The 25,235-nt window shown below is 62.2% G+C and carries 23 protein-coding genes and 2 riboswitches; of the genes, 5 read left to right on the forward strand and 18 right to left on the reverse strand.

What is annotated here, in order from left to right; genetic code table 11:
- Positions 1 to 37: 37 nt before the first annotated feature.
- The 6 genes from fabG to FYK34_RS11520 all read right to left on the reverse strand — a co-directional run bounded on the left by fabG (position 38) and on the right by FYK34_RS11520 (position 4,711).
- Complete coding sequence (fabG, locus tag FYK34_RS11495; protein WP_149296596.1) at positions 38 to 775, reverse strand: 3-oxoacyl-ACP reductase FabG; 738 nt, start codon at positions 773 to 775, stop codon at positions 38 to 40.
- Between the two features lie 88 nt (positions 776 to 863).
- Positions 864 to 1,793 carry an ACP S-malonyltransferase gene (gene fabD / locus FYK34_RS11500; protein ID WP_149296598.1) on the reverse strand — a complete coding sequence of 310 codons (930 nt, stop codon included), beginning with the start codon at positions 1,791 to 1,793 and terminating at the stop codon, positions 864 to 866.
- Positions 1,794 to 1,921: 128 nt separating this feature from the next.
- On the reverse strand, positions 1,922 to 2,881 hold the full coding sequence (locus FYK34_RS11505) for a beta-ketoacyl-ACP synthase III (RefSeq protein WP_149296600.1): 960 nt from the start codon (positions 2,879 to 2,881) through the stop codon (positions 1,922 to 1,924).
- Positions 2,882 to 2,886: 5 nt separating this feature from the next.
- A complete protein-coding gene (gene plsX / locus FYK34_RS11510; RefSeq protein ID WP_149296602.1) occupies positions 2,887 to 3,924 on the reverse strand; it encodes a phosphate acyltransferase PlsX in 1,038 nt (345 codons plus the stop codon).
- A 56-nt stretch (positions 3,925 to 3,980) separates the two neighbouring features.
- Positions 3,981 to 4,160: a 50S ribosomal protein L32 gene (gene rpmF / locus FYK34_RS11515; RefSeq protein WP_011136965.1), complete on the reverse strand. Its 180-nt coding sequence runs from the start codon at positions 4,158 to 4,160 to the stop codon at positions 3,981 to 3,983.
- Between the two features lie 47 nt (positions 4,161 to 4,207).
- Positions 4,208 to 4,711 (reverse strand): YceD family protein, encoded by a 504-nt coding sequence (locus tag FYK34_RS11520; RefSeq protein WP_149296604.1) that lies wholly within the window; start codon positions 4,709 to 4,711, stop codon positions 4,208 to 4,210.
- A gap of 117 nt (positions 4,712 to 4,828) precedes the next feature.
- On the opposite strand from FYK34_RS11520, the gene FYK34_RS11525 reads away from it, so the two are divergent.
- From FYK34_RS11525 to pncB, 3 genes are read left to right on the forward strand one after another with little or no spacing between them, the layout of a single operon-like run.
- On the forward strand, positions 4,829 to 5,410 hold the full coding sequence (locus FYK34_RS11525; protein ID WP_149296606.1) for a Maf family protein: 582 nt from the start codon (positions 4,829 to 4,831) through the stop codon (positions 5,408 to 5,410).
- Positions 5,407 to 6,111 (forward strand): SAM-dependent methyltransferase, encoded by a 705-nt coding sequence (locus tag FYK34_RS11530; protein WP_149296608.1) that lies wholly within the window; start codon positions 5,407 to 5,409, stop codon positions 6,109 to 6,111. The genes FYK34_RS11525 and FYK34_RS11530 overlap by 4 nt, the downstream gene beginning before the upstream one ends.
- Positions 6,112 to 6,122: 11 nt before the next feature.
- Positions 6,123 to 7,331, forward strand: a complete 1,209-nt coding sequence (pncB, locus tag FYK34_RS11535) for a nicotinate phosphoribosyltransferase (RefSeq protein ID WP_149296610.1) — start codon at positions 6,123 to 6,125, stop codon at positions 7,329 to 7,331.
- On the opposite strand, the gene FYK34_RS11540 is transcribed toward pncB, so the two are convergent.
- Positions 7,309 to 8,187, reverse strand: coding sequence for a Rossmann-like and DUF2520 domain-containing protein (locus tag FYK34_RS11540; RefSeq protein ID WP_149296612.1), 879 nt, complete (start codon positions 8,185 to 8,187; stop codon positions 7,309 to 7,311). The two genes, pncB and FYK34_RS11540, sit on opposite strands and share 23 nt — an antisense overlap.
- A gap of 559 nt (positions 8,188 to 8,746) precedes the next feature.
- On the opposite strand from FYK34_RS11540, the gene FYK34_RS11545 reads away from it, so the two are divergent.
- Positions 8,747 to 9,751: a porin gene (locus FYK34_RS11545; protein ID WP_149296614.1), complete on the forward strand. Its 1,005-nt coding sequence runs from the start codon at positions 8,747 to 8,749 to the stop codon at positions 9,749 to 9,751.
- Positions 9,752 to 9,892: 141 nt separating this feature from the next.
- Here FYK34_RS11545 and FYK34_RS11550 read toward each other — a convergent pair whose 3' ends face one another.
- The 9 genes from FYK34_RS11550 to gluQRS form a co-directional block, all read right to left on the reverse strand.
- On the reverse strand, positions 9,893 to 10,543 hold the full coding sequence (locus FYK34_RS11550; protein WP_168209722.1) for a TetR/AcrR family transcriptional regulator: 651 nt from the start codon (positions 10,541 to 10,543) through the stop codon (positions 9,893 to 9,895).
- A gap of 341 nt (positions 10,544 to 10,884) precedes the next feature.
- Positions 10,885 to 12,468 carry an ABC transporter substrate-binding protein gene (locus tag FYK34_RS11555; protein ID WP_149296618.1) on the reverse strand — a complete coding sequence of 528 codons (1,584 nt, stop codon included), beginning with the start codon at positions 12,466 to 12,468 and terminating at the stop codon, positions 10,885 to 10,887.
- Between the two features lie 116 nt (positions 12,469 to 12,584).
- Positions 12,585 to 14,534 (reverse strand): putative bifunctional diguanylate cyclase/phosphodiesterase, encoded by a 1,950-nt coding sequence (locus FYK34_RS11560; RefSeq protein ID WP_231137249.1) that lies wholly within the window; start codon positions 14,532 to 14,534, stop codon positions 12,585 to 12,587.
- Positions 14,535 to 14,768: 234 nt separating this feature from the next.
- Positions 14,769 to 15,413 carry a class I SAM-dependent methyltransferase gene (locus tag FYK34_RS11565; RefSeq protein WP_149296622.1) on the reverse strand — a complete coding sequence of 215 codons (645 nt, stop codon included), beginning with the start codon at positions 15,411 to 15,413 and terminating at the stop codon, positions 14,769 to 14,771.
- Between the two features lie 211 nt (positions 15,414 to 15,624).
- Entirely contained in the window at positions 15,625 to 18,477 is a 2,853-nt protein-coding gene (gene gcvP / locus FYK34_RS11570; RefSeq protein WP_149296624.1) for an aminomethyl-transferring glycine dehydrogenase, read from the reverse strand.
- 180 nt (positions 18,478 to 18,657) lie between these two features.
- A complete protein-coding gene (gene gcvH / locus FYK34_RS11575) occupies positions 18,658 to 19,044 on the reverse strand; it encodes a glycine cleavage system protein GcvH (protein WP_149296627.1) in 387 nt (128 codons plus the stop codon).
- 57 nt (positions 19,045 to 19,101) lie between these two features.
- Positions 19,102 to 20,190, reverse strand: coding sequence for a glycine cleavage system aminomethyltransferase GcvT (gene gcvT / locus FYK34_RS11580; RefSeq protein ID WP_149296629.1), 1,089 nt, complete (start codon positions 20,188 to 20,190; stop codon positions 19,102 to 19,104).
- Positions 20,191 to 20,230: 40 nt separating this feature from the next.
- Positions 20,231 to 20,329: riboswitch (glycine riboswitch) on the reverse strand.
- A 14-nt stretch (positions 20,330 to 20,343) separates the two neighbouring features.
- Positions 20,344 to 20,434, reverse strand: a riboswitch (glycine riboswitch).
- A gap of 174 nt (positions 20,435 to 20,608) precedes the next feature.
- Complete coding sequence (locus FYK34_RS11585) at positions 20,609 to 21,892, reverse strand: amino acid permease (RefSeq protein WP_168209723.1); 1,284 nt, start codon at positions 21,890 to 21,892, stop codon at positions 20,609 to 20,611.
- Between the two features lie 305 nt (positions 21,893 to 22,197).
- Positions 22,198 to 23,100 carry a tRNA glutamyl-Q(34) synthetase GluQRS gene (gene gluQRS, locus FYK34_RS11590; RefSeq protein ID WP_149296633.1) on the reverse strand — a complete coding sequence of 301 codons (903 nt, stop codon included), beginning with the start codon at positions 23,098 to 23,100 and terminating at the stop codon, positions 22,198 to 22,200.
- A 94-nt stretch (positions 23,101 to 23,194) separates the two neighbouring features.
- Between gluQRS and fdxA the strand changes: the two genes are divergently transcribed.
- On the forward strand, positions 23,195 to 23,518 hold the full coding sequence (fdxA, locus tag FYK34_RS11595) for a ferredoxin FdxA (protein WP_149296636.1): 324 nt from the start codon (positions 23,195 to 23,197) through the stop codon (positions 23,516 to 23,518).
- A 65-nt stretch (positions 23,519 to 23,583) separates the two neighbouring features.
- Here fdxA and FYK34_RS11600 read toward each other — a convergent pair whose 3' ends face one another.
- Together FYK34_RS11600 and FYK34_RS11605 are read right to left on the reverse strand one after the other, a co-directional pair.
- Positions 23,584 to 23,898: an STAS domain-containing protein gene (locus FYK34_RS11600; protein WP_149296638.1), complete on the reverse strand. Its 315-nt coding sequence runs from the start codon at positions 23,896 to 23,898 to the stop codon at positions 23,584 to 23,586.
- Positions 23,895 to 25,106 (reverse strand): sensor histidine kinase, encoded by a 1,212-nt coding sequence (locus FYK34_RS11605; protein ID WP_231137250.1) that lies wholly within the window; start codon positions 25,104 to 25,106, stop codon positions 23,895 to 23,897. The genes FYK34_RS11600 and FYK34_RS11605 overlap by 4 nt, the downstream gene beginning before the upstream one ends.
- Positions 25,107 to 25,235 lie beyond the last annotated feature (129 nt).

Genomic DNA, 25,235 nt, shown 5'->3' on the forward strand with positions numbered 1-25,235 from the left:
CCTACCTAAATCTCATCCAGACATTTGCCGGACCAATTTATGGCATCAGCATGCCACCATTTACATGCAATGTCTGACCCGTGATGTACGCGGCCCGGTCCGACGCCAAAAATACAACGGCATCGGCAATATCTTTGGCGTCGCCCAAGCGGCCCAGGGCGATCTGCCCCACCAACGCCTCGCGCTGCGCTTCCGGCAGCGCGCGGGTCATGTCGGTGTCGATGAAGCCCGGCGCCACGCAGTTGACGGTGATGTTGCGGCTGCCCACCTCGCGCGCCATGGACTTGGTGAAGCCCATGATACCCGCCTTGGCGGCGGCGTAGTTGGCCTGGCCGGCATTGCCCATTGCGCCCACCACGGACGCGATGTTGATGATGCGGCCGCTGCGGGCCTTCATCATGCCGCGCATCACGGCCTTGGAAGCCTTGAACACGGACTTCAGATTGGTGTCCATGATGGCGTCCCAGTCCTCGTCCTTCATCCGCATCAACAAGCCGTCGCGGGTAATGCCGGCATTGTTCACCAGAATGGCCACCGCGCCGAATTCCTTCTCCACCGCGTCCACCAGCGCCTCCACGGCGCCGTCTTCGGTCACGTTCAGCACGCGGCCGGCGCCGCCCTTGGCGGACAGGCGTTCGCCGATGGCGGCCGCGCCGGACTCCGAGGTGGCGGTGCCGATGACGACGGCGCCCTCGGCCGCCAGCGCGTCGGCGATGGCAGCGCCTATGCCGCGCGAAGCGCCGGTCACCAGCGCCACTTTGCCTTGCAGACTCATAAGGTATGTCTCCATTGTGTCGGCGCCCGCCCCGCCCGGGGCGCGACGCCGCGAACCGGCCACGGACCGGTCCGCCTGTTCGGTGCGCTTACTGCAGTTCGGCGCTCGCCGCTTCCAGCGCGGCGCGGTCGGTCAGCGTCAGGCACTTGACGTTGCCGTCTATGCGCTTGGCCAGGCCAGCCAACACCTTGCCCGGGCCGCACTCCGCCATCAGCGTCACGCCGTCGCCGGCCAGCTTCTGGATGGTTTCGGTCCAGCGCACCGGCATGTAAAGCTGACGGACCAGCGCGTCGCGGATTTGCGCCGGATCGCTGTAGCTGGCCACGTCGGCGTTGTGCAGCACCGGAATGGCCGGCACGTTCAGGTGCACGTCCTTCAGCGCCTCCGCCAGACGCTCGGCGGCCGGCCGCATCAGCGAGCAGTGCGAGGGCACGGACACCGGCAAGGGCAGCGCGCGCTTGGCACCCTTGGCCTTGCACGCCTCCATGGCGCGTTCCACGGCCGCCTTGTGGCCGGCGATCACCACCTGGCCCGGCGAGTTGAAATTGACCGGCTCCACCACCTCGCCCTGCGCGGCCTCCGCGCAAGCGGCGCGGATGTCGTCGTCGGACAGGTTCAGGATGGCGGCCATGGCGCCGGCGCCGGCCGGCACCGCGGCCTGCATGGCCTCGGCGCGCAGACGCACCAGCTTGACGGCCTCGGCGAACGGCAAGGCGCCCGCGGCCACCAAGGCGGTGTATTCGCCCAGGCTATGGCCGGCGACCACGGCCGGCTGCTTGCCGTTCAGGTCCTGCCACGCCAGATAAGTGGCGTAGCCGGCGGCCAGCATGATGGGCTGGGTATTGACGGTGGCGTTGATGGCGTCGGCGCTGTCCGCCTGCAGCATGCCCCACAAGTCCACCGACAGCGTGTCGGAGGCCTCTTCGAAGGTGTGCTGCACGACCGGCAGGTCGGCGAAGCCATCCATCATCTTCAGGCTCTGCGAGCCTTGACCGGGAAACAGAAAAGCAAAAGTCATTGTCGACTCCACTGAATTCGACGCAAAGGATGACGCAAGTCCGCCCTCGCTGCCAAGCCCGATCCGCAAAAAAACCGCTGATAATCGGCGAAATGGCGGCGAAACGCCGTTTTCGCATCACCCGCTTATCAATAGATCAGCAGCGCGGCGCCCCAGGCGAAACCGCCGCCTATGCCCTCCAGCAACACGGTCTGGCCGCGCTGGATGCGCCCATCCCTTACCGCCACGTCCAGCGCCAACGGAATGGAGGCCGCCGAAGTATTGCCCTGCTCCGGCAAGGTGACGATGACCTTGTCCATGGGCAGGCCCAGATGCTTGGCGGTGGATTCGATGATGCGCAGATTGGCCTGATGCGGCACCAGCCAATCGACGGCGGACTTGTCCATGCCGGCCTCGGCCAGCGTGGTGGTGGCGATCTCGGACAGCGACTTGACGGCGAATTTGAACACCGCCGGACCGTCCATGTGCAGATACGGCATGCCCTGGATCTTGCCGCCGGAAATCTGCGCCGGGGTGTTCAGCAGGCCCTGGTAGCGGCCGTCGGCCGCCAGCTTGGCGTGCAAGATGCCCGGCTCTTCGGACGCGCCCAGCACCACCGCGCCGGCGCCGTCGCCGAACAGCACGCAGGTGCGGCGGTCATCCCAGTCCAGCACGCGCGACATGATCTCGGCGCCGACCACCAGCGCCCGCTTCGCCATGCCGCTCTTGATATAGGCATTGGCGGTGTTCAGGGCGTAGATGAAGCCGGCGCAAACGGCTTGCACGTCGAAAGCGGGAATGCCGGGCAGGCCCAGCTTCTCCTGCAAGATGCAGGCGGTGCTGGGGAAGATCATGTCCGGGGTGGTGGTGGCGACGATGATCAGGTCGATCTCGCCCTTGTCGATGCCGGCGCTGGCGATGGCGGCTTCCGCCGCCTTCAGCGCCAGGTCGCTGGTCTTGTGCTCGTCATCCGCAATATGGCGCGCGCGGATGCCAGTACGAGAGACGATCCACTCGTCGCTGGTCTCCACGCGTTCGGCCAATTGCGCATTGGTAAGCACCTGGGACGGCAGAAAGCTGCCAGTGCCGAGAATGCGGGAATAGCCCATGTATGTCAGTTCGCTTCTGCCTCGGGTTGCTTGAGCTTGTCTAGTTGTGTGGCAACCCGTTCGGCAATGTGACCAATCACGTCGGAGCCGGCCTCCTCGCATGCCTGCGCCAACGCGTAACGGAATCCTGTGACGTCGGCGCCGCCGTGGCTTTTCACCACGATGCCGCGCAGGCCCAGCAAGCTGGCCCCGTTATAGCGGCGCGGGTCGATGCGCTTCTTGAAAAGCGCCAGCACGGGCAGCGCGGCCAGCGCGCACACGCGCGTCCACCAGCTGCGGCCGAACTCTTCTTTCAGGAATACGGCGAACATGTGCGCCAGCCCCTCAGCTGTCTTGAGCGCCACATTGCCGGTGAAACCGTCGCAGACTACCACATCCACCGTGCCCTTGCAGATGTCGTCGCCTTCCACGTTGCCGTAGAAATTCAGCTCCGACTGGCGCAGCAGTTCGGCAGTCTTCTTGATGTTGTCGTTGCCCTTGATATCCTCGCTGCCGATGTTCAGCAGACCGACGGAAGGATTGGCCTTGCCTTGCAGGCCGGCCACCAGTTCGGAACCCATGATGCCGAACTGCAACAATTGTTCTGGAGTGCAATCGACGTTGGCGCCCAGATCCAGCACGCAGGAAGTGCCCTTGACATTAGGCAGCAACTTGGCGATGGCGGGGCGGTCGATGCCCGGAATGGTCTTGAGGACGAAACGCGCGGTGGCCATCAGCGCGCCGGTGTTGCCGGCGGAAACGGCGGCCTGCGCCTTGCCTTCCTTGACCAGATTGATCGCCACCCGCATCGACGAATCTTTCTTATTCTTCAGGGCGAGCTGAGGCGCCTCGTCCATGCCCACCACTTGAGTGGCATGCTGGATGAGGATGCGCTCACGCACGGCGCCCGCATGCAGGGCCAGTTCCGCCTCAAGGGCAGGCTGGTCTCCTACGAGAATCAGTTGGGTGTCGGGGTGGTCTTGCAGGAATTGGATCGATGCCGGGACGGTAACCTTGAGGCCAACGTCACCGCCCATAGCATCAACCGCGACGGTGATAGTCATCAACGATTGCGGTAAAAGTGCCTACTTAAGGATAGGATGCGAAAGACAGGAGCGAATTACTCGCCCTTGGTCTTCACAACCTTGCGGCCACGGTAGAAGCCGTTCGGGCTGATGTGGTGGCGCAGGTGGGCTTCGCCGGTGCTGGCTTCAACTGCCAGGGCCGGGGCGGTCAGAAAATCGTGTGCACGATGCATGCCGCGCTTGGACGGGGACTTTTTGTTCTGTTGAACAGCCATGGTCGACTCCTAAGAAATTCAAGTAGATTCGGTATAGCGAATCGGGGTTACTCGGACTTGGGTCTCTTAAGCGCCGCCAGCACCGCAAACGGATTGGGCTTGTCAGCCTTGGCGAGCGAGAGAGTATCCCTGCCGCATTCGTCGTGTTTCGGCGCATGCGGCAAGCCCATAATGATTTCGTCTTCGATCAGCGCAGTCGCGTCGAACTCGGGCTCGGCGAGAATCGCATCCAGCGTGTCGTCCAGTTCGCAGGCTTCTTCCAGCTTGTCTTGGCTGACAAACAGCGTGAGCACCGAATCGGTGTCCAGGCTGAACGGCATGCCGTCCAGACAACGTTGGCAAACGACGTTCAACGCGGCGGTCAGACGAATGCGCAGCGCGGGGCGCTGCAATTCATCGATAAAACCGTCGAGCTGATACGACACTTCGCCGGAAGCGTCTGCTAGGTCGCCACGAATGCGCTCGTCGAGTTCCGCCACCGGCGTATTGCCGGACAGCGAACGGCCCTCCCGGGCGAACTTGAGCGGATCGATCAAAATCGGTTTAGACATAAACTCCGCATGGTACAATCCATTCCCCTGATTTGTCAAAAGAAACAAGGCAAGGCCGCAGCATGGCCGCGGACGATTCCGCCGCCCCTCCGGCATGGCCGCCAACCGGCTCGAATCATGCACATCGTACTGGCTTCCACTTCCCGCTATCGCCAAGAAATCATCGCCCGCCTGGGCCTGCCCTTCGGCGCCGAACCTCCCATCTGCGATGAAACGCCGCTGGAAGGCGAAAGCGCGCTGGAAACCGCGGTGCGCCTGGCCCGCACCAAGGCCCAATCGCTGGCCGGCAAACACCCGAACGCGCTGATCATAGGCTCCGACCAAGTGGCGCTGCTGGACGGCAAGCAAATCGGCAAGCCCGGCAGTTATGAAAACGGCGTGGCCATGCTCAAATGGATGAGCGGCCGCACCGTGGTGTTCCACTCGGCGCTGGCGTTGTACAACAGCCACAGTGGCAAGCTGCAAGAATGCGTGGGCATCACCAAAGTGACGCTGCGCCAGCTGACGGAAGCGCAGATCCGCAACTATCTGGACAGAGAGCCGGACGCGCTGCATTGCGCCGGCAGCGCCAAGAGCGAAGGCCTGGGCGGCGCGCTGCTGGAGAAAGTGGAGTCAGACGACCCCAACGCGCTGATCGGCGTGCCGCTGTTCCAGCTAATCACCATGCTGGGCAATGAGGGCGTGGAGGTGCTGAAATGAGCGGCACCCTGTTCCTGATCCCCGCCCCGCTGGGCGATGAAAGCATTGCCTGGCTGCCCGAGGGCGAGCGCGCCAAAGTCGTCCATATCACCCACTTTGTGGTGGAGGCGGAAAAAACCGCGCGCAAGCATCTGAAAGCGCTGGGCGTGACGACGCCGATCCGCGAGCTGGCCATGAGCACGCTGAACGAGCACACCAAGGAGACGGACGTCGCCGCCCTGCTCGCCCCGCTGAAGGCCGGCCATGACGTCGGCCTGATCTCCGAGGCCGGCTGCCCGGCCGTGGCCGACCCCGGCGCCCAGCTGGTGGCGCTGGCGCACCGCCACGGCATCCGCGTCGAACCGCTGATCGGCCCCTCCTCCATCCTGCTGGCGCTGATGGCCAGCGGCGCCAACGGCCAATGTTTCGCCTTCCACGGCTACCTGCCGGTAGACGCCGCCGAAAAAGCCAAGCAGGTGAAAGAGCTGGAACAGCGCTCGCGCCAGCGCAACGAGACGCAACTCTTTATAGAAACGCCTTACCGCAACAACGCGCTGCTGCTACAGCTGCGCGAAACGCTGGCGCCGTCCACCCGTCTCGCGGTAGCCTGCGATCTGACCCTGCCGACGCAAACCATCGTCAGCCACCGCGTGCAGGATTGGCCCAAGGACGCGCCGGACCTGCACAAGCGGCCAGCCATTTTCGTGATCCACGCCGCCTGAGACGCGCCGCCATGTCCAAGACCACGCCCATCATCCAGTCGCTGCTCGATACCGACTTATATAAGTTCACCATGCTGCAAGTGGTGCTGCACCAGTTTCCGGCCGCGCACGGCGAGTACGAGTTCCGTTGCCGCAACCACCCGGATACGCCGCTGTCGCAGCTGAAGACGCAAGTCGAACAGCAACTGGACCTGCTATGCCAGCTGCGCTTCCAGCAGGATGAGCTGGACTACCTGCGCGGCCTGCGCTTCATCAAGAGCGACTTCGTCGACTACCTGGAACTATTCCACCTGCAGCGCCGCTTCATCACCGTAACGGAAGAGGGAGAACAACTGGCCATCCGCATCAAGGGTCCGATGGTCCAGGCCATGTTCTTCGAAATCTTCGTGCTGGCCATCGTCAACGAACTGTACTTCCAGCCGCTGGACAACGAGGCCGTGCGCCAGGAAGGGCGTCGCCGGCTGGAGGCGAAGATAGACACGCTGGAACGCTTCCAGCGCGAAGAAGCCGCCAGCCAGCGCTTTCCGCTACTGATAGCGGACTTCGGCACCCGCCGCCGCTTCAGCCGCGACTGGCAGGCCCATGTGGTGCAAAGGCTGAACCACGCCCTGCCGCAAATCTTCCGCGGCACCAGCAATGTGGACCTGGCGCGCAAGCTGGGCATCACCCCCATCGGCACCATGGCGCATGAATTCTTCCAAGCCTTCCAGGCGCTGGGGGTCCGGCTGCGCGACTTCCAGACCGCGGCGCTGGAATCGTGGGTGCAGGAATACCGCGGCGACCTCGGCATCGCGCTGACCGACGTGGTCGGCATGGATGCCTTCCTCGCCGACTTCGACCTCTACTTCGCCAAGCTGTTCGACGGCCTGCGCCACGACAGCGGCGATCCTTATATATGGGGCGACAAAGCCATCGCCCATTACCGCAAGCTGCGCATCGACCCGGCCAGCAAGATGCTGACTTTCAGCGACGGACTCAGCGTGGACAACGCGCTGGAACTGCAGCGCCATTTCAGTCCGCACATCCAGGTCAGTTTCGGCATCGGCACCCACTTTACTAATGATATGGGGCTGGAGCCGCTGCAGATCGTGCTGAAGCTGGTCAGCTGCAACGGCCAGCCGGTGGCCAAGCTATCGGACAGCCCCGGCAAGATCATGTGCAGCGACGAAACCTTTCTCGCCTACCTGCGCCAGGTCTTCAAGATTCCGCAGCCGGGCTAAACCCCGTCAACGCGGCGCGCACCCGCTCGCGCGCCGACTCGGCCAACCGCTCGCCGGCCAAGGCCAGCGTCTGCAAACCCATGGCCCGATACGCCGCCGCCGCGCCGGCATCGGGCAACACCGCCAGGTGCCCCATCACGGTCTCGACATCGCCGCGCAAGATCGGGCCAGTCAACGCCTGATACGGCCCCAATGCCAGCGCATTGTCCAGCGTTTGCCGCATCAAGCCGCCCAGCAAATCGCCCAGCAACGCCGATGGCACGCCAGCCTGCCGCTCCAAGCCTTCAGCCATGGCCGTCAGCGCCACCAGATAATTGGAAGCGACGGACAGGCCGGCGTGATAAGCCGCTTTGCCGCCCGGCGCCAAACGGAACGGCCGCCCGCCCAGCAGGGCAACCAAGCCCTCCAAGCACTCGCAAGCCTCCCCATCGCCTTCCAGCGCGCACAGCGTGCCGGCAAAAGTCTCCACCGCGCGCTGCGGATCAGCGAAGGAAAACGCCGGGTGCAGGCTGGCGATGCCCACGCCCTGCTCAGCCAACGGCGCCAGCAAGGAAGACTCGCACGCGCCGCTGGCATGAAACACCACGCTGCCGGCAGGCACCACCCGCCATTCAGCCAAGGCGCGCGCGCAGTCGGCTATCGCGCCATCCGGCACGGACAGCAAGTAGATCTGCGCCGGCGCCAGCACGCGCCAATCCGTCACCACCCGGCCGCCACCGATAAAGTCCCGCGCTGCCTCCGCGCGCCCGGCATCCCGCCCCGCCACATCCACGATGCGGCAGCGCCCGGAAGCACGGGCCAAGCGGGCCAAGACCCTTCCCAACCTGCCCGCGCCCAACACGCTCATCTCAATCATCCCCACCTCCCCGCGCCAATCCCATCTCCCATGACAACATTACAACAGTTCCACATCGAGACACCCGCATCAGCACAATCAAACAATCCATTTAAAAACAAAAGGTTATAAATATTTTCTTCACAAAAACCAGATAAATCCAGAGCATTTGCTCAATTTACATAGTTCATGCTTTCTATTAGAATGTTCGGAAGCGAATTCAAGTAGATGCAATCCGCAACCGCCTGGATTCACTTCAAGTCACGTTGATTTTTAAGCCCGCTCGACAAAGCGGGCTTTTTTTTTCGCCAACTGCCCACCAACCATCCGCCAACAAGCCCGTCATTACTGAATATAAGTCTTTGATGTATTTTTGCAACAGCAGGCACCACCCGTTGGATGCTCAATACAAACCAAGACAATTCAATAGCTTACCACGACATAAAATGAAAATTGTAGCGGCAAAAATGTGACAATAGTTGCTCATCAGCAACAGTTTTAGCCGCCCTTAGTTGCATTTCCACAACCCAGCCAATAGCATTTGCTCACATTCCTAAACCTAAATAAGGATGACTTGACCATGAAAAAGAGTCTGATCGCCCTGCTGGTAGCCGCTATGCCGGCCGCCGCTTTCGCTGACGTAACCATCTACGGCGCCATCAAGGCTGGCGTGGAAAACCTGGACAAGGGTGGCAACACCACCAAGGTCACCAACATCGACGACCTGGGTTCCCGCATCGGCTTCAAGGGTTCCGAAGACCTGGGCAACGGCCTGAAGACCATCTGGCAAGTTGAAACCGGCTTCAACATCGACGGCACCGCCGGCACCGGCTCCCACAGCGGCACCTTCGCCAACCGCAACTCCTTCCTGGGTCTGCAAGGCGGCTTCGGTACCGTGCGCTTCGGCAACGTGTCCAACTTCCTGGACAGCGACATGGGCGTGGTTGATACCTGGACCTACAACAGCTCCATCCTGGGTCTGGGCACCTTCACCCGCGACGGCGACCGTCTGAAGAACTCCGTACGCTACGACCTGCCGTCCGTGGTTCCGGGTCTGACCGCCGCTCTGCAATACGGCGCGAAGGAAACCCGTGGCGCCGCCACCCCGTCCGACCGCGAAAGCACCATTCTGGGTCTGGGTTACGAGAACAGCGGCTTCTTCGGTAAGTACGCTTACGTTCACGAAGCTCCGAAGGCTGCTGCCGGTGTTAACACCGACAAGCACCAACTGGAAGTTGGCTACAACGCCAACAACCTGTTCGTGGGCCTGGGCTACAAGCAATCCAAGGGTGACGACGCTAGCTACCAAGGCGACTACACCGCCAAGGACACCAAGGCTGTTGAGTACGCTCTGACCGCCAATTACACCTTCGGCGCCATCACTCCGAAGTTCACCTACGCTCACGGCGACAACCTGAAGGTTGCTGGCGTGACCAAGGACAACACCGGCTACGACCAATACCTGCTGGGTGCCGACTACGCACTGTCCAAGCGCACCACCGTTGGCGCACAATATGGCCAGCTGAAGTTCAAGGGTGCCGACACCCAAAAGGCTCTGGGCCTGAACATGGTTCACACCTTCTAATTCAACGGTTCGACGCAAGAACCTGCGAACTAGATGCAGAAAAGACCCGCCTGGGCGGGTCTTTTTCTTTGCTGCACAAAAAATCGCGGCAACAAAAAACCGCTGCCATGCGCAGCGGTTTCTCTCCAACAGCAGCCGGGATCAGAAAGGCAGTTGGTAAGCCGGATTGCGCGTATCCGCGCCCTCTTGCTTGATGCGCTCCAGCTCATGCTTGAGCGCCGCCTGCAGCCATTGCTCGCGCATTTTGTCGCCCTCGGGATGCTCGGCCAGCGTGCGGTACAGCGCCATGCCGTGCATGGTGGTCATCATGGTCAGCAGGGTGGCGAAGAAGCCGGTGGAAATGGCATAACGCGGGAACAGCGAGGCCATCAAGGCGACGAAGCGATCGCGGAAATAGGTGCTGGCGCTGCCAAGGAAAATATCGCGCAAGTCCGGCGTGGTGCGGGCCGCCATCAGCAATTCCAGCAGCACGATGTGGCGTGGCGCCGTCACCAGCGCGCGCATCAGTCCGACGATGCGCTCCTCCTCCGGCATGCCCGGCGCTTGCTGGCCAGCCAGCGCCAGGGCGGCATCGAAGATATCGTCCACCACCTTGCGCCCCACCGGCAGCATCAGTTCGTTCTTGGTGGCGAAATGGCGAAACAAAGCGCCTTGCGAAACGCCGGCGCGATTGCAGATCAACTGCACGCTGGTGCCATGGTAGCCGCTCTCCATCAGGCACTCTATCGCCGCCTCCACCAGCTTTCCTATCGTGGACTCCCTGCGGCTTTGCTGTGTTCGTCTGGTTTGCATCTTGATTTTATCGTTTATCGGCCCATGCCCTGCCCCAAGCGTGCAAGACGCCTTCGAGCGAGGGTGAGCACATTCTAAGAACAAGCTAGACACGCCAGCGATCCGGCGTTCCTCTCTCCCCTGGCGAGCGGCATCTCGCCGCCCGCGCTCTTCCATACTACCAAAATAGCCGGCCCTTCAGGCAAACAGATGCCGAGTGGCCCCGACGCCGCCAGCCCGGCGCCGGTCTGGCCCGTCCACGCCCTGGCCGCCGCCATGATGACGCTCTCGCCTTATCCATGCCTCTGCGATCCCGCAAGGCAAACTCAAAAAGCGACTGCTCTATTTTAAAACAGCGCAGCTTACTTTAGCGTGACCGCGGCAAAATTGACTCGACCGTAGGGATTGACCGCGAAACCGCTCACGCCCTGGCGTGCCAGCGCATAGGCCGTGGGATGGGCGAGCGGCAACCATAACGCTTGCTGATGGATGATGCGCTGCGCGGCCTGGTACAGCTTGCCGCGGGCCTTGAAGTCGGCCGTTTTCTTGCCGTCGCTGATCAGCTTGTCCAGCTGTGGGTCGCAATAGCGCGCGAAATTGGTGCCCGATTGCACGGCGGCGCAAGAAAATTGGGGCGTCAGGAAGTTGTCCGGATCGCCGTTGTCGCCTGCCCACCCCATGAACAGCATCTGGTGTTCGCCTGCCTTGCCGCGCTTGATCAGCTCGCCCCACTCCAGCACCTGAATGCGCAGGCGGATGCCCACCTTGGCCAGGTCCGACTGCAGCATCTCGGCACCGGTCTTGGGGCTGGGATTCAGCGTGCTGCCGCTGGGCCGCACCCAGACGTCCACATCAAAGCCGTTGGGATAGCCCGCCTTGGCCAGCAGCTGCTTGGCGCGCGCCGGGTCGTAGGGATAGGGCTTGATGGTCTTGTCGTAGCTCCAGGTATTGGGCGGGTATACCAGATTGGCCGCGCTGGCCGTATTGCCGAACACCGCTTTCAAATAGCTGGCCTTGTCGAAGGCCAGGTTGATCGCCTGCCGCACCAGCGGATTATCCAACGGTTTCTTCTGACTGTTGAAGGCGACGAAGGCGGTCATGAAGGCAGGCGTCTGCAACACCTGCAGGCTGCCGTCGCTTTTGGCCGCCTGCACATCTTGCGGCTTGGGCGACAGGGCAATCTGGCATTCGCCCGCGCGCAGCTTCTGCAGGCGCACGCCCGCATCCGGCGTGATGGCGTAGATCAGCGCCGGCACCTTGGGCGCCCCGCCAAAATAGGCCCGATTCGGCGCGTAGCGCACCAGCGCGTCCTTGGCGTAGCTCTTGAAAATGAAAGGCCCGGTGCCGATGGGCTTGCTGTTCAAATCCGCCATGCGGCCGCCGGCTTGCAGCTGCGCGGCGTACTCAGCCGAATAAATGGAGGCGAAGGCCATGGTCAGGCTGGATAGAAACGTCGCTTCGGGATAATTGAGTTCGAAACGCACGGTCAGCGGATCCAGCTTGCTCACCGACTTGATCAGCTTGGGGAACTGCATGGCCTGCGCATGCGGATAGCCGCCCGGCGCCGTCTTATGCCAGGGACTATCCGGGTTCAGCATGCGGTCGAAAGTGAACAGCACATCGTCCGCGTTCAGTTTGCGCGTAGGCTGAAAATAATCCGTGGCGTGAAAGGCGACATTGGGGCGCAGATGGAAGGTGTAGCTCAGCCCATCCGCGCCGGCCTCCCAGCTGCGCGCCAGGCTGGGCTGCAGCTTGCCGCTGGCGGGATCGTAATCCACCAACCGGTTCATCAGCACATCGGCCGAGGCATTGGCGGTGACCAGGGAATTGTACTGCACCACGTCGAAACCTTCGGGGTTGGCATCGGTGCAGACGGTGAGCGGCTTGGCGGCGTACACGGACAAGGGCAGCCAAGCCGCCAGCAGGGCGACGGTCAAGGTTTTCATGGCATTCTCCTAGCGGCGCCCGATCGATGCCAGGCGCATGTTTGGCAATAGGGTAAGCCAATCGCGCTCGAAAACCAACGAATTAATGCGGCTAAGATTATAAGCCGCTCACCGCCTCATAAAATCAACTGGGCGAATAGATTGGCCGGCAGCGCCGGGCTGCACAGAAAACCCTGGTACTCCTGACAGCCCCGCTCCGCCAGCCAGCGCAATTGCTGCGGCGTCTCCACGCCTTCCGCCACCATATTCAGCCCCATCATGCGGCACAAGGTGGTGATCATCTCGGCGATGGCAGGCCGCCGCTCCAGATCGGCCACGAAAGAACGGTCTATCTTCAGCGAGGTCAGCGGATAGCGCTGCAGATAGGCCAGATTGGAATAGCCGGTGCCAAAGTCGTCCACCGCGATGCGCACCCCCAGCGAGCAGAGCGACTGCAGCGTGGCCATGGTTTGTTCGTCGTCGCCCAGCAGTACGGACTCGGTGATTTCCAGCTCCAGCTTTTCCGGCTGGCAGCCGCTGTCGCGCAGAACCTGCTCCACCATGTCGGACAAGGCCGGATCGACAAACTGGCACGGCGACAGATTGACCGAGACCATCAGGTCCAAGCCGCGCTCGCGCCACAGGCGCTGCTGGCGCGTAGCCTGGCTCAGGATCTGCTTGCCCAGCTCGCGCACCATGCCGCCCTCTTCGCATAGCGGTATGAAAGTGTCCGGCATCAGCACGCCGCGCATGGGGTGCTGCCAGCGCGCCAGCGCCTCGGCGCCGATGATGCGGCCGCTGGCCACGTCGACGCGCGGCTGGAAGTATGCAACAAACTCGCCGCTGTCCAGGCCGCGGCGGATATCGCGCTCCTGCGCCAGCTGCGCCTGGCTGCGATCCTCCAGCGAGGGCGCGAAGAACATCAGGCTGTTGCGGCCGGCATCCTTGGCCGCGTACATGGCCAGATCGGCGTGGCGCATCATCATCTCGATGTCCAGCCGCCCCTCGCCACAGATGCTGATGCCGATGGAGGCGGACACGCTGACATCCATGCCGCCCAGCCGCATCGGCTTGGACAGGCTTTCCAGTATGCGCCGCCCCAGCGCTTCCGCGCGTTGCGCCACATCGGAAGCGGCCAGCATCACCAAAAACTCGTCGCCGCCCAGCCGCGCCACCTTCTCGTCATGGCCCAGCAACTGCGACAGGCGGCCGCTCATGCGGATCAGCATCTCGTCGCCGCTGGCGTGGCCCAGCGAATCATTGACGTTCTTGAAACGGTCCAGGTCGATGAACATCAGCGCCACCTGGCGCCCATCACGCAGCGCTTGCTGCAAATAAGGCAGCAGTTCGCTGCGGATGCCGTTGCGGTTGGGCAGGCCGGTCAGTACGTCATGATTGGCCAGGAAGCTGGCGCGAGCCTCCGCATGCTTCAGGTCCGTGATGTCGACTTCCGTCACCAACAGCGCCTCCTGACCCGACACGCCGTCGTGGCAGGCCCGCACCGCGATCTCATGCCAACGCATGCCTTGGCGCGTATGCACCTGGGCCAGTTGCCGCGCTTCGCCAGCGGCGGCCACGCCCTGCTGCAGCGCCTGCCAGTCGCCGTCATGGATGAAGTGTTGACGCCAGGTTTCGCTGGAATACGCCACCTTGGCGCGCGCGGACGGATTGCGGTACAACACCATGCCGGCGGAATCGTACAGCGTCACCATCATCGAGGTATGCATCAGCGCCTCGGCGCTGCGCAGGGTGGTGGGATCGACGGACAAAGTGTTCTGCGCCTCGCAGAACATCATCATTTTCCCGTCCACGCGGATGCCGCGAAAAACCACCTTCAGCAGGCGCGGCACGCCCTTGGGGTAAAGCGTCCAGCTTTCGGTGAAAACGGCATTGTCCCGCTCGAAATCCTGTTGGTACTGGCTCAGCCGCTGCGCGACGGAGACCGACATGTCTTGCGACATCTCGCGAGCGCGCAGCTCTTGCAGGCTCTCGGCCCCCCAGACCTCCAGTGCGGCATCGTTGGCCCAAAACACGCGCTTGCTGTCGATGTCAAACACCCATACCGGAAGGCTGAGGGCCTCCAGCATCGGCAAATTGTCTCCCTGCCAGGAAATGACGTTCATAGTCGGCATGATTGCCGTTAACCTTTTATTTATTCATCAAAAATTCTGCCCGCCGGCACACCGGCGGGGTTTGCAATTGTAGCAAACCCCGGCCTCTCGCCGCTGGTATTTTGCACCCCACTCAATGATATTGTCCTAATCGGCCGGCGCTCGCAAAAAAGCAGGGCACGCGCCCTGCTTCTTCCTCCACTCCGCCATTCAATGCGTCGGTTTGCGCGCGAACAGCCTAGCCATGCTGTGGTGATGCGCCCAGCCGTGACTCAGGTCCAGGGCATATTCTTCCTGATAGGCGAGCGGCTCCAGCGCCCCGAATTGCCGCCTCAATTCACCCGGCTGGTAATAATGCCGGATGTAGGCGGCGGTCTCGCTGGCGCGGCCGCCTCTGCCGCAACATCCGGGATCGTCCCGCAGGAAGACCGAAACAAACAGAAAGCCCCCCGGCACCAGCCCCTCCATCATGGCCTCAGCCAGGCATTCGCCAGCCGTCGGATCCAGATGATCCAGCAGCGTGTAAGCCACGATAATGCGGTAGGTGCGCGGCTTGATGTCCACTTGCGCCGAATTGCCCAGATCCGCCACCCTGCCGCAGACATCCAGATGCAGCTTGTCGGCGCGCTCGCCCAGCGTGGCAATCGCCTCCGCGGACTGGTCCATGCCGCACATGGAAAAACCGCGCTCCGCCAAAAACAACGCGTTGCGTCCCTGGCCACAGCCCAAGTCCAGGCCCAAGCCGCCACCTTGCACATTGTATTTGTCCAGATAATAAATCAGAGACAGGGCGGGCCTGTCTCCATAAAACGATGCATTGTCGCGATAGAAAGCATCAAAATCAGCAGCGCCCATTGTCTTACCCCTGCTCGTTGACTACTCCAAAATGCCGCCAACGCCCGGCCATCGTCCGCAGGCGGAAACTACTACCTAGTAATAGTTCGCATGGGAAAGTATGACTACTTAGATATACATACTAAGTAATTACACCTAATTTCTTACGCTAGCCAAGAAAAAACCCCGCCGGCGGTCGCCAGGCGGGGTGGTAAACAAACAGGCACCAGGCTTACATATAGCTTTCCGTGCTCGGGCAGCTGCACACCACGTTGCGGTCACCGTAGACGTCGTCAATGCGGTTCACGCTCGGCCAGAACTTGTTTTCCAGCACGTAAGGCAACGGGAACAGGCCCTGCTCGCGGCTGTACGGACGGTTCCAGTCGCCGGCGATATCGGCCTTGCTGTGCGGCGCGTTGACCAGCGGGTTGTTGTCCGCCGGCCACACGCCGTTCTGCACCTGGTCGATCTCGGCGCGGATGGCGGCCATCGCGGCGATGAAGCGGTCCAGCTCGGCCTTGGGCTCGGACTCGGTCGGTTCGATCATCAAGGTGCCCGGCACCGGGAAGCTCATGGTCGGGGCGTGGAAGCCGTAGTCCATCAGGCGCTTGGCCACGTCCACTTCGGTCACGCCGGAGGCGGCCTTCAGCGGGCGCAGATCGATGATGCACTCGTGGGCCACGCGGCCGTTGGCGCCGGTGTACAGCACCGGGAAGTGTTCGGCCAGGCGGGTGGCCAGATAGTTGGCCGACAACAGCGCGTTTTCCGTCGCCTGCTTCATGCCTTCCGCGCCCATCATCGCGATGTACATATACGAGATGGGCAGGATGGAGGCGGAGCCGAACGGCGCGGCGGACACCGCGCTCTGGCCTTCTACCGCGCCCGGCACCGAAGCCACCACGTGGTTGGCCATGAACGGCGCCAAGTGGGCCTTGAGGCCGATCGGGCCCATGCCCGGTCCGCCGCCGCCGTGCGGGATGCAGAAGGTCTTGTGCAGATTCATGTGCGACACGTCGGCGCCGATGTCGGCCGGACGGGTCAGGCCCACCTGCGCGTTGAGGTTGGCGCCGTCCATATACACCTGGCCGCCGTGGGCGTGGACGATCTCGCAGATCTCTTTGATGCCCTGCTCGAACACGCCGTGGGTGGACGGATAGGTGATCATCAACGCGGCCAGGTTGGCGGCATGCTGTTCGGCCTTGGCCTTCAGATCGGCCACGTCGACGTTGCCGGCCTCGTCGCACTTCACCACCACCACCTGCATATTCATCATCTGCGCGGTGGCCGGGTTGGTGCCGTGCGCCGATTGCGGAATCAGGCAGATATTGCGATGGCCTTCGCCGCGCGACTCATGGTAACGGCTGATGGCCAGCAGGCCGGCGTACTCGCCCTGGGCGCCGGAGTTGGGCTGCATGGAGATGGCGTCGAAGCCGGTGATCGCCTTCAGCTGCGTCTGCAGGCCTTCGATCAGCTCCAGATAACCCACGGTCTGCTCGCGCGGCGCGAACGGGTGCATATTGGCGAATTCCGGCCAGGTGATCGGAATCATCTCGCTGGTGGCGTTCAGCTTCATGGTGCAGCTGCCCAGCGAGATCATCGAGTGGTTCATCGCCAGGTCGCGGTTTTCCAGCTTCTTCATATAGCGCAGCATCTCATGCTCGCTATGGTGGGTATTGAACACCGGATGGGTCAGGATGGCCGACTCGCGCTTCAGCGCAGCCGGAATCGCATCCTGGGCGGCAGCGTCAAGCTGGGCGATGTCCGCCGGCTTGCCGGTGAACAGCTCGATCAGCTTGGCCAGGTCGGCCTCGGTGGCGGCTTCGTGGAAGGCCACGCCCAGCACGGTCTTGCCGACGCGGCGCAGATTGTAGCCTGCGGCCAGCGCCGCGGCGTAGATGGCGTCAGCCTTGGGCGCGTCCACTTGCACGGTGTCGAAGAAACGGTCGAACACCAGCTTGCCGCCCGCAGCTTGCACCGCGTGGGCGAAGATGGCCGCCAGGCGGTGGATGCGGGCGGCGATGCGCTGCACGCCTTCCGCGCCATGGTAAACGGCGTACAGGCCGGCGATATTGGCCAGCAGCACCTGGCTGGTGCAGATGTTGGAATTGGCCTTTTCGCGGCGGATGTGCTGCTCGCGGGTTTGCAGCGCCATGCGCAGCGCGGTTTTGCCCTTGGCGTCGATGGAGACGCCGATGATGCGGCCCGGCGCCGAGCGCTTCATCTCGTCCTTGAACGCGAAGTAAGCCGCGTGCGGGCCGCCAAAGCCCATGGGCACACCGAAGCGCTGGGTATTGCCCAGCGCGATGTCGGCGCCCATCTCACCCGGCGACTTCAGCGCCACCAGCGCCATCACGTCGGCGGCGACGGCGACCACGCCGCCCTTGGCCTTGATCGCGGCGATGTGCGGCGTCAGGTCGATAAGGTCGCCCGCCTCGCCCGGATACTGGAACAAGGCGCCGAAGTAGTCGCCATTGCCAGCCTCTTCCGGATGGCCGGACACCAGCTCGAAGCCAAAGTATTTGGCGCGAGTCTTCATCACGTCCAGCGTCTGCGGCAGCACGCGGCTGTCGACGAAGAAGCTGACGGACTTGGACTTGGACACGCGCTTGGCCATCGCCATCGCCTCGGCGGCGGCGGTGGCTTCGTCCAGCAGGGAGGCGTTGGCCATTTCCAGGCCGGTCAGGTCGATGACCATTTGCTGGAAGTTCAGCAGCGCTTCCAGGCGGCCCTGGGCGATTTCGGCCTGGTACGGGGTGTAGGCGGTGTACCAGCCCGGATTTTCCAGCACATTGCGCAGGATGACGGCGGGCGTCAGCACCGGGTAATAACCCAGGCCGATGAAGGACTTGTTGACCACGTTCTTGGCGGCGACGGCCTTCAGGGCGGCCAGCGCCTCGGCTTCCGGCTGCGGCGACGGCAGCTCCAGGCGGCGGTTCAGGCGGATGTCGGCCGGCAGGGTCTGGTCGACCAAGGCATCGATGGACGGCGCGCCGACGGCGGCCAGCATCTCGGCGCGCTCGGCGTCGGACGGGCCGATGTGGCGGGCGATGAATTCGTGACGGTTGAAGAGTTCGGCAAGAGACATACAAAACCTTTCTTTTGCCACGAAAACCACGAAAGGACACGAACGCCTGATGAGCAGCCGAAAAGCCGCTCACCCTGAGAAAAGCCGGAATAGGCTTACTGTTATCTTTTGTGTCTTTTCGTGGTTTTCGTGGCTAAAAAACAAACGCCCCTGTGTCTTGCGACTAAGGGGCGTATCACATCAGGCGCCGATTTCCTTGGCGTAGGCGGCGGCGTCCATCAGGCCGTCCAGCTCCGCGGCGTTGGCCGGCTTGATCTTGAAGAACCAGCCGTCGCCATACGGATCGGTATTGGCCAGATCCGGCGTGCCTTCCAGCTCGGCGTTCACCTCCAGCACTTCGCCGGCGATCGGGCAGTAGACGTCGGAAGCGGCTTTCACCGACTCCACCACGCCAGCCTGCTCATCCTTGGCCAGCGCGGCGCCCACTTTCGGCAACTCGACGAACACGATGTCGCCCAGCAGTTCCTGCGCGTGCGCGGTGATGCCCACGGTCACGGAGCCGTCGGCTTCCAGGCGCAGCCATTCGTGGCTTTCAACGTACTTCAGTTCGGCGGGGATGTTGCTCATCTCGGTTTCTCCAGTCCTAGCTATGATCGGGGATGGCGGCGCGAGGCGCCTGCCGGTTTATTCGAATACTTTCTTGCCGTTGCGGACAAAGGGCATCTTCACCACGCGCACATCGGTCAGCGTGCCGCGCAGGTCCACCTGGGCGGTGGCGCCGGTGGCGGCCGGCACGCGGGCGATGGCGATGGAGTGTTTCAAGGTGGGCGAGAAGGTGCCGCTGGTGATCACGCCTTCGCCCACGCCCTCCACCACTACCTTCAGGCCTTCGCGCAATACGCCGCGGCCTTCCAGCACCAAGCCGACTTGCTTCATCTTCACGCCGGCGGCCTTTTGCGCTTCCAGCGCCTCGCGGCCGTTGAATTTGCGCTCGGCCGGCTCCCAGGCGATGGTCCAGCCCATGCCGGCTTCCAGCGGCGACACGGTTTCGTCCATGTCGTGGCCGTACAGATTCATGCCGGCTTCCAGGCGCAGCGTGTCGCGCGCGCCCAGGCCGATGGGCGCGACGCCCACGGCTTGCAATTGATTGAAGAAGGCGATGGCCTGATCGGCCGGGATCATGATTTCCAAACCGTCTTCGCCGGTATAGCCGGTGCGAGCGTAGAACCACTCGCCCTGCGGCAGGCCTTGGAACACTTTGAGCGCGCGGATGGCCTCGGCCAGCTCCGGCTTGACGGCGCAGACTTTGTCTATGGCTTGCGGGCCTTGCACCGCCAGCATCGCCAGGTCGCGGCGCACCTTCAGCGCCACATCGAAACCAGCCTTCTGGCTTTCCATCCAGGCCAGGTCTTTTTCGGTAGTGCCGGCGTTGACCACCATGCGGTAGCCGTAGGAAGTGAGATAGACGATGAGGTCGTCGACAACGGTGCCCTGCGGGGTCAGCATGCCGGAATACAGCGCCTTGCCTTCGAAGCCGAGCTTGGCCACGTCGTTGGCGATCAGCTTTTGCAGCCAGGCCTTGGCGTCGGAACCGGTGATGTCGACCACCGTCATGTGGGACACGTCGAACATGCCGGCGTCGCTGCGCACGATTTCATGCTCTTTCAGCTGGGAACCGTAATGGATGGGCATTTCCCAACCGGCGAAATCGACCATCTTGGCGCCGGCGGCGATATGGGCATCAAACAGCGGGGTACGTTTCGGGGCCGTCATGGCGCGGTTCCTTAGAGAAAAGTGTGGATAGCCTCATCAACCACACCCCTCTGTCCCTGCACCTGAGATTTTCCGGCCGGATAAGCCGTTAGCCCCTTCGGTGGGCGCCGCGCGGGCGCCGCTCTCCAGATTGCGCAGGCCGGCAGCCGCCAACCTGATGATACAGTCCTTTTGCCTGAGCGATTAGCGGGTGCGCTTGCGCCTTCGGCGGCGGCCCAGAGCCGCTCTCTCCTGTATGACCCGGCGATTATGGTGGCGATGTCCCCGCCTTGGCAAGCCGTGTTTATTTCGACATGAAACAGTCAGCAAAAATGTTTTTCAAAGAAAACATTCGCGCCGATTAATTCATAATATATATTCGAAAACGAAAAAAGCGCAGGCTGACGCGCTGCGCTTTAGTTCCTATCCATCCCGCGGCTCAATCGGCGGCGTGGCGCTCCTTGAGCTGCCACACATAAATCGGCAGGCCCAGCAGCAAGAGCAGCATGCCCCACATCACGATGTCGGCGCCGGAACCATACAAGGCCCATAAGGAATAGATAAAGCCTATCCCGGCGAAAACTCCCGGCGCGACATAATCCTTGGGCGCGAACGCTTTGCCGCGCATCAGCATGATGGCGATCAGCGCCATCGAGCAGAAGGCGTAAGGCAGCAAGGTGGTGGCAGTGGCCAGCAGGATGATGAATTCAAAAATCTTCACCCCGCTATCCCCGCCCGCGTACTTCATCGCCATCAGTATGGTCACCAGAGAACTGGACAGCACCAGGCCGAAGATGGGCACCCCGGCCGCGTTGCGCTGGTTGAAGCGGCGGGGGAACAAACCATCTTTGGCCGCGGCGGCCGGCACGTGCGCCTGCATCAGGCTCCAGCCGTTCAGCGCGCCGAAGCACGACACCACGGCGCCGAAACCGACCACCCAATAACCCCAATCGCCCCACATCAGCTTGGCGGCGTCGGCGAACGGCGCTTGCGAGGCGGCCAGCGTGTCGGACGGCATCAGCCCCATCAAGGAGATGGTGGACAAGATGTAAAGCACGGTGGCCAGCAGCGTGCCTATCACCGTGGCGCGCGGAATGGTCTTCTCGGGCTGATCCACGTCGCCCGCCGGCACCGAGGCCGACTCCAGGCCCAGGAAGGCCCACAGCGTCAACGCCATGGTGGCGGACAATGAGGGCAACAAGGGCTTGCCATGCGGATTGAAGGCCAGATTTTCCGGATGCATGTGGAAGAAACCGATGAAGGTTACCGCGGCCAGGGGCAAGAGCTTGAGCAGCGTGGTCACCACCGCGACGACGCCGGAGCTGTGCGCGCCGCGGCTGTTGATCCAGGTGACGACCCAGATCAGGCCGATGGCGAAAGCGCCGGCCAGCAATTCGCTATGCCCCAGAACCGGGAAGAAAACCTGCATATAACTGGTGGCCGCCACCGCCAGCGCGGCATTGCCGGCCCATAGCGCGATCCAATAGCCCCAGGCGATCCAGAAACCGGCGAAGTCGCCGAAACCGGCATGGATATAGGCGTAAGGCCCGCCTTCGCGCGGCAGAATGGCGGACAGGCGCGCGAACACCAACGCCAGGCAAATGGCGCCGCCCGCCGTCAAAATCCAACCCAGCAGCGAAATGCCGCCAAAGGGCGCCAATGATGCCGGCAGCAGAAACACGCCGGACCCTATCATATTGCCCACCACCAGGGCGGTGCACATCCAGACTCCGAGCGAGCCTTTCTTGGGGGAGGAACTGTTTTCGCTCAAACCTGATTCTCCATCGCGAAGGAAAACCGCGCGCCGGCCAATCGGGCCGGGCGCCCATGCATGAGGCAAACGGAACAGGCGATGAACCGCCGGATCATGGCTTCAACATAGTCGAAGCCGGATTGCCGGGCGTCATGGATCGCTGGGCCGCGCCAAAAAAAGGGCGCATTAGAACACAGATTTGACGTAAAAACATGTCGCGTTGTCGAATTTCTTTACAGAAATTCTTGCGCGATCAGCAGTTTATGCAAATGAAATCAGAAAACCGCCGCAGGCAAGGTCAAAGGCCCCCGCGGCACCCGCTGCAAGGACCAATTCAGGCGAGCCCAGGCCCACAGCTCGTCCAGCGTGGCGCATTCGTCTGGAGGAATATGTCCCAGTCGGGACAAGGCCTCGCGCAACTGGCTGGCAGCGTCTTCGCGGGCAATGGCAGGCGCCAGTGTTTGTTTGGACAGTTTTTCCCCTGCCGCATTGGTCAACACCGGCAGATGGCAATAGTCCGGGGCCGGCAGGCCCAAAGCCTCGTACACGGCCACCTGCCGCGGCGTGGACACCAGCAGGTCGGCGCCGCGCACGATATCGGTAATGCCCTGCTCCGCGTCGTCCACCACCACCGCCAGTTGATAGGCCCAGAAGCCGTCGGCGCGCAGCAGCACGAAATCGCCGATATCGCGCGCCAAATCCTGTCGGTACTCCCCCTGCAGCCTGTCGCGCACCAGACAGTCGCCCTCTGGCGCCCGCAGGCGCCAGGCCCGGCCTTCCCGTCCACCCGGACAGCCATCGCGGCAGGTGCCAGGATAGACATAGCCATCCAGCCCCCGCCGCGCCGCCGCGGCGATCTCCTTGCGCGTGCAGCAACAGGCGTAAGCCCGCCCGGAACCGATCAACTGCCGCAGCGCCTGGCGGTACAGATCATGGCGCCGGCTTTGATACGTCACCTCGCCATCCCATTCAAAGCCAAACGCATCCAGCGTGCGCAAAATATCATCGGCCGCGCCGGGCACCTCGCGCGGCGGATCCAGGTCCTCCATGCGCAACAGCCATTGGCCGCCGCGGCTGCGCGCCTCAAGATAGCTGCCGACTGCCGTGCTGAGCGAACCCGCATGCAGCAGGCCTGTGGGACTGGGGGCGAAACGGCCCCGGTAGAGTGCGTTGGACATCAGGCGGACGATGCCGGAACGTCTGATCGGAAAAATCCCGCTAAAATAATGATGATTCCGAACTACGAGCCAGCCATAAAAGAAGGATGCAAGAATGGCCTACGTTGTAACCGATGCCTGTGTGAAATGCAAATACACGGACTGCGTGGAGGTCTGCCCGGTGGACTGTTTCCGCGAAGGGCCTAATTTCCTGGCGATAGACCCTGACGAGTGCATAGATTGTTCGCTATGCGTGGCCGAGTGCCCGGTGGGCGCCATTTACCCCGAAGAAGATGTGCCCGCCGGCCAGGAGGCGTATATCCAGCTCAATGCGGAACTGGCGAAGACATGGCCCAGCATCGTCAATCGCATCGCCCCGCCGGCCGATCACGCGGACTGGGCTGAAGTCAAAGACAAGCTGCGCTACCTGGAACGGTGAGGCCGGGCCTGGCCAGACGCGGCGGGGCGACCAGGACGGCGCGCCCCGCTCGATTGCCCGCACGCTCAGCCAGCGGGCCGGATGGTGAACATCTTGTTGAAGCAGGCGATTTCAAATACCTGCATCACCGCCTCATGGCAGTTGACCAACACCATGGATTTTTTCTGCCCCGCCGCGCGCTCCTTCAGCAGCAGCAGCATGCCCAGCGCGGAACTGTCTAGAAATGGCACCTGATCGAAATCCACGCGTATTTCCGACACGCCATTGTTATCCAATAGCTCCTGGCTCGCCTGGCGAAAATCCTTATGCAGATTGAAGTCGAATTGACCAATCAGCATCATGGTGCCCACATTGCCCTCGACTCTCACTATCGGTCTCATTGTCGCCCCTCGCCTTTCCCTGATGGATTGCCTGACATAGCCGGAACGGACCCGACCGTCGCCCGCGGCAGCTTCAACTCGAAACATGCCCCGCCCGTTCCCCTGTTGTAACACCTGACATCGCCGCCCAGCTCTTCCGCCACCTTCTTCACGATAGCCAAGCCCAAACCCGTACCGCCAGGACGAGACGTAAAAAACGGCTCGAAAATCCGGTCCTGAATGCCAGGCTCCAAACCGGGTCCATCATCGTCCACCCGGAACACCACGCTAGATGGCTCGACCAGGACCTGCATCCCTACTCTACCGCCGACAGGCGTAAATTGCAGCGCGTTCTCCAGCAAATTGACCAAAGCGCCCTGCAAGGCCTTGCGGTCCACCAGAACCGTTATGGCAGAAGCCACAGGCGGATGGCAATCGAAAAATACACCTTTGTCATGACATTGCGGCGCCATCACGGCGCACACATCCTCAAGCAGGCTGGAGGCATCCGCCTCCTCCAACGAGGACACCTGGCCTCTGACGAAGCTCAGCATATTCTGAATCAACCCCTCCAGCGCGCGCATTCTCGCTAGGCTTTTGTCTACGAAGCGCGCCCGGTCTTCCGGCTTGGGCAAGTCCAGCTTCAAGTTGGCCGTATACAACATCGCGCTGGCCAAAGGCGTGCGCAATTGATGGGCCAAGGATGCCGCCATGCTGCCCATAGAAGCCAGTTTCTGCTGCCTGGCCAACTCAAGACTGAGCTGATGCAGCCGGGTCACGTCGTGAATAAGCACAATCCTGCCGCCGGACGCGGGAAGATCCTGATACTGCAGCGTCAAACGGCAAACGCCCTCCGGTCCCGGCAAGGCATACGTATCATCCAGCTCGCTTCTTTGCAGGATACCGCAAACCGTCTCCCAGCTTTTCCCGATAAAACAGCCGCTTAGCAAGGACTCCGCCGCCAGGTTCTGCGCGATCACCACGCCAGTCGGCGACAACTCCACCACGCCGGCCGGCAACACTTTCAACAACAGGCCCAGGCGCTCGGCCAGCGCCGCATTCTCGTCTCGTTGTTTTCGCAACTGGTTGTTCGCCTCATCCAATTGCGCATTCAAAACGTTAACTTGGACCTCAAGTTGTCTATATGCATCAATGAGTTGACTGGATACGGCATTGAACTGTTCGAACGCCGCTTCCAGTTGCTGTTGATCCTTCAGGCTTGAAACCATAGTCGCCGCCGCTTCACTGTCATTTGTAAAAACCACTTAAACGGTATGATAATGGCCAGTCAACGGTCAGCCAACTTGCGACTGTCACGGTTGCAAGCAAAAAAAACCGGGAAAAACTCATATCTGGGC

Origin of the sequence: Chromobacterium paludis, from assembly GCF_008275125.1 — a bacterium.
Taxonomy (GTDB): Bacteria; Pseudomonadota; Gammaproteobacteria; order Burkholderiales; family Chromobacteriaceae; genus Chromobacterium; species Chromobacterium paludis.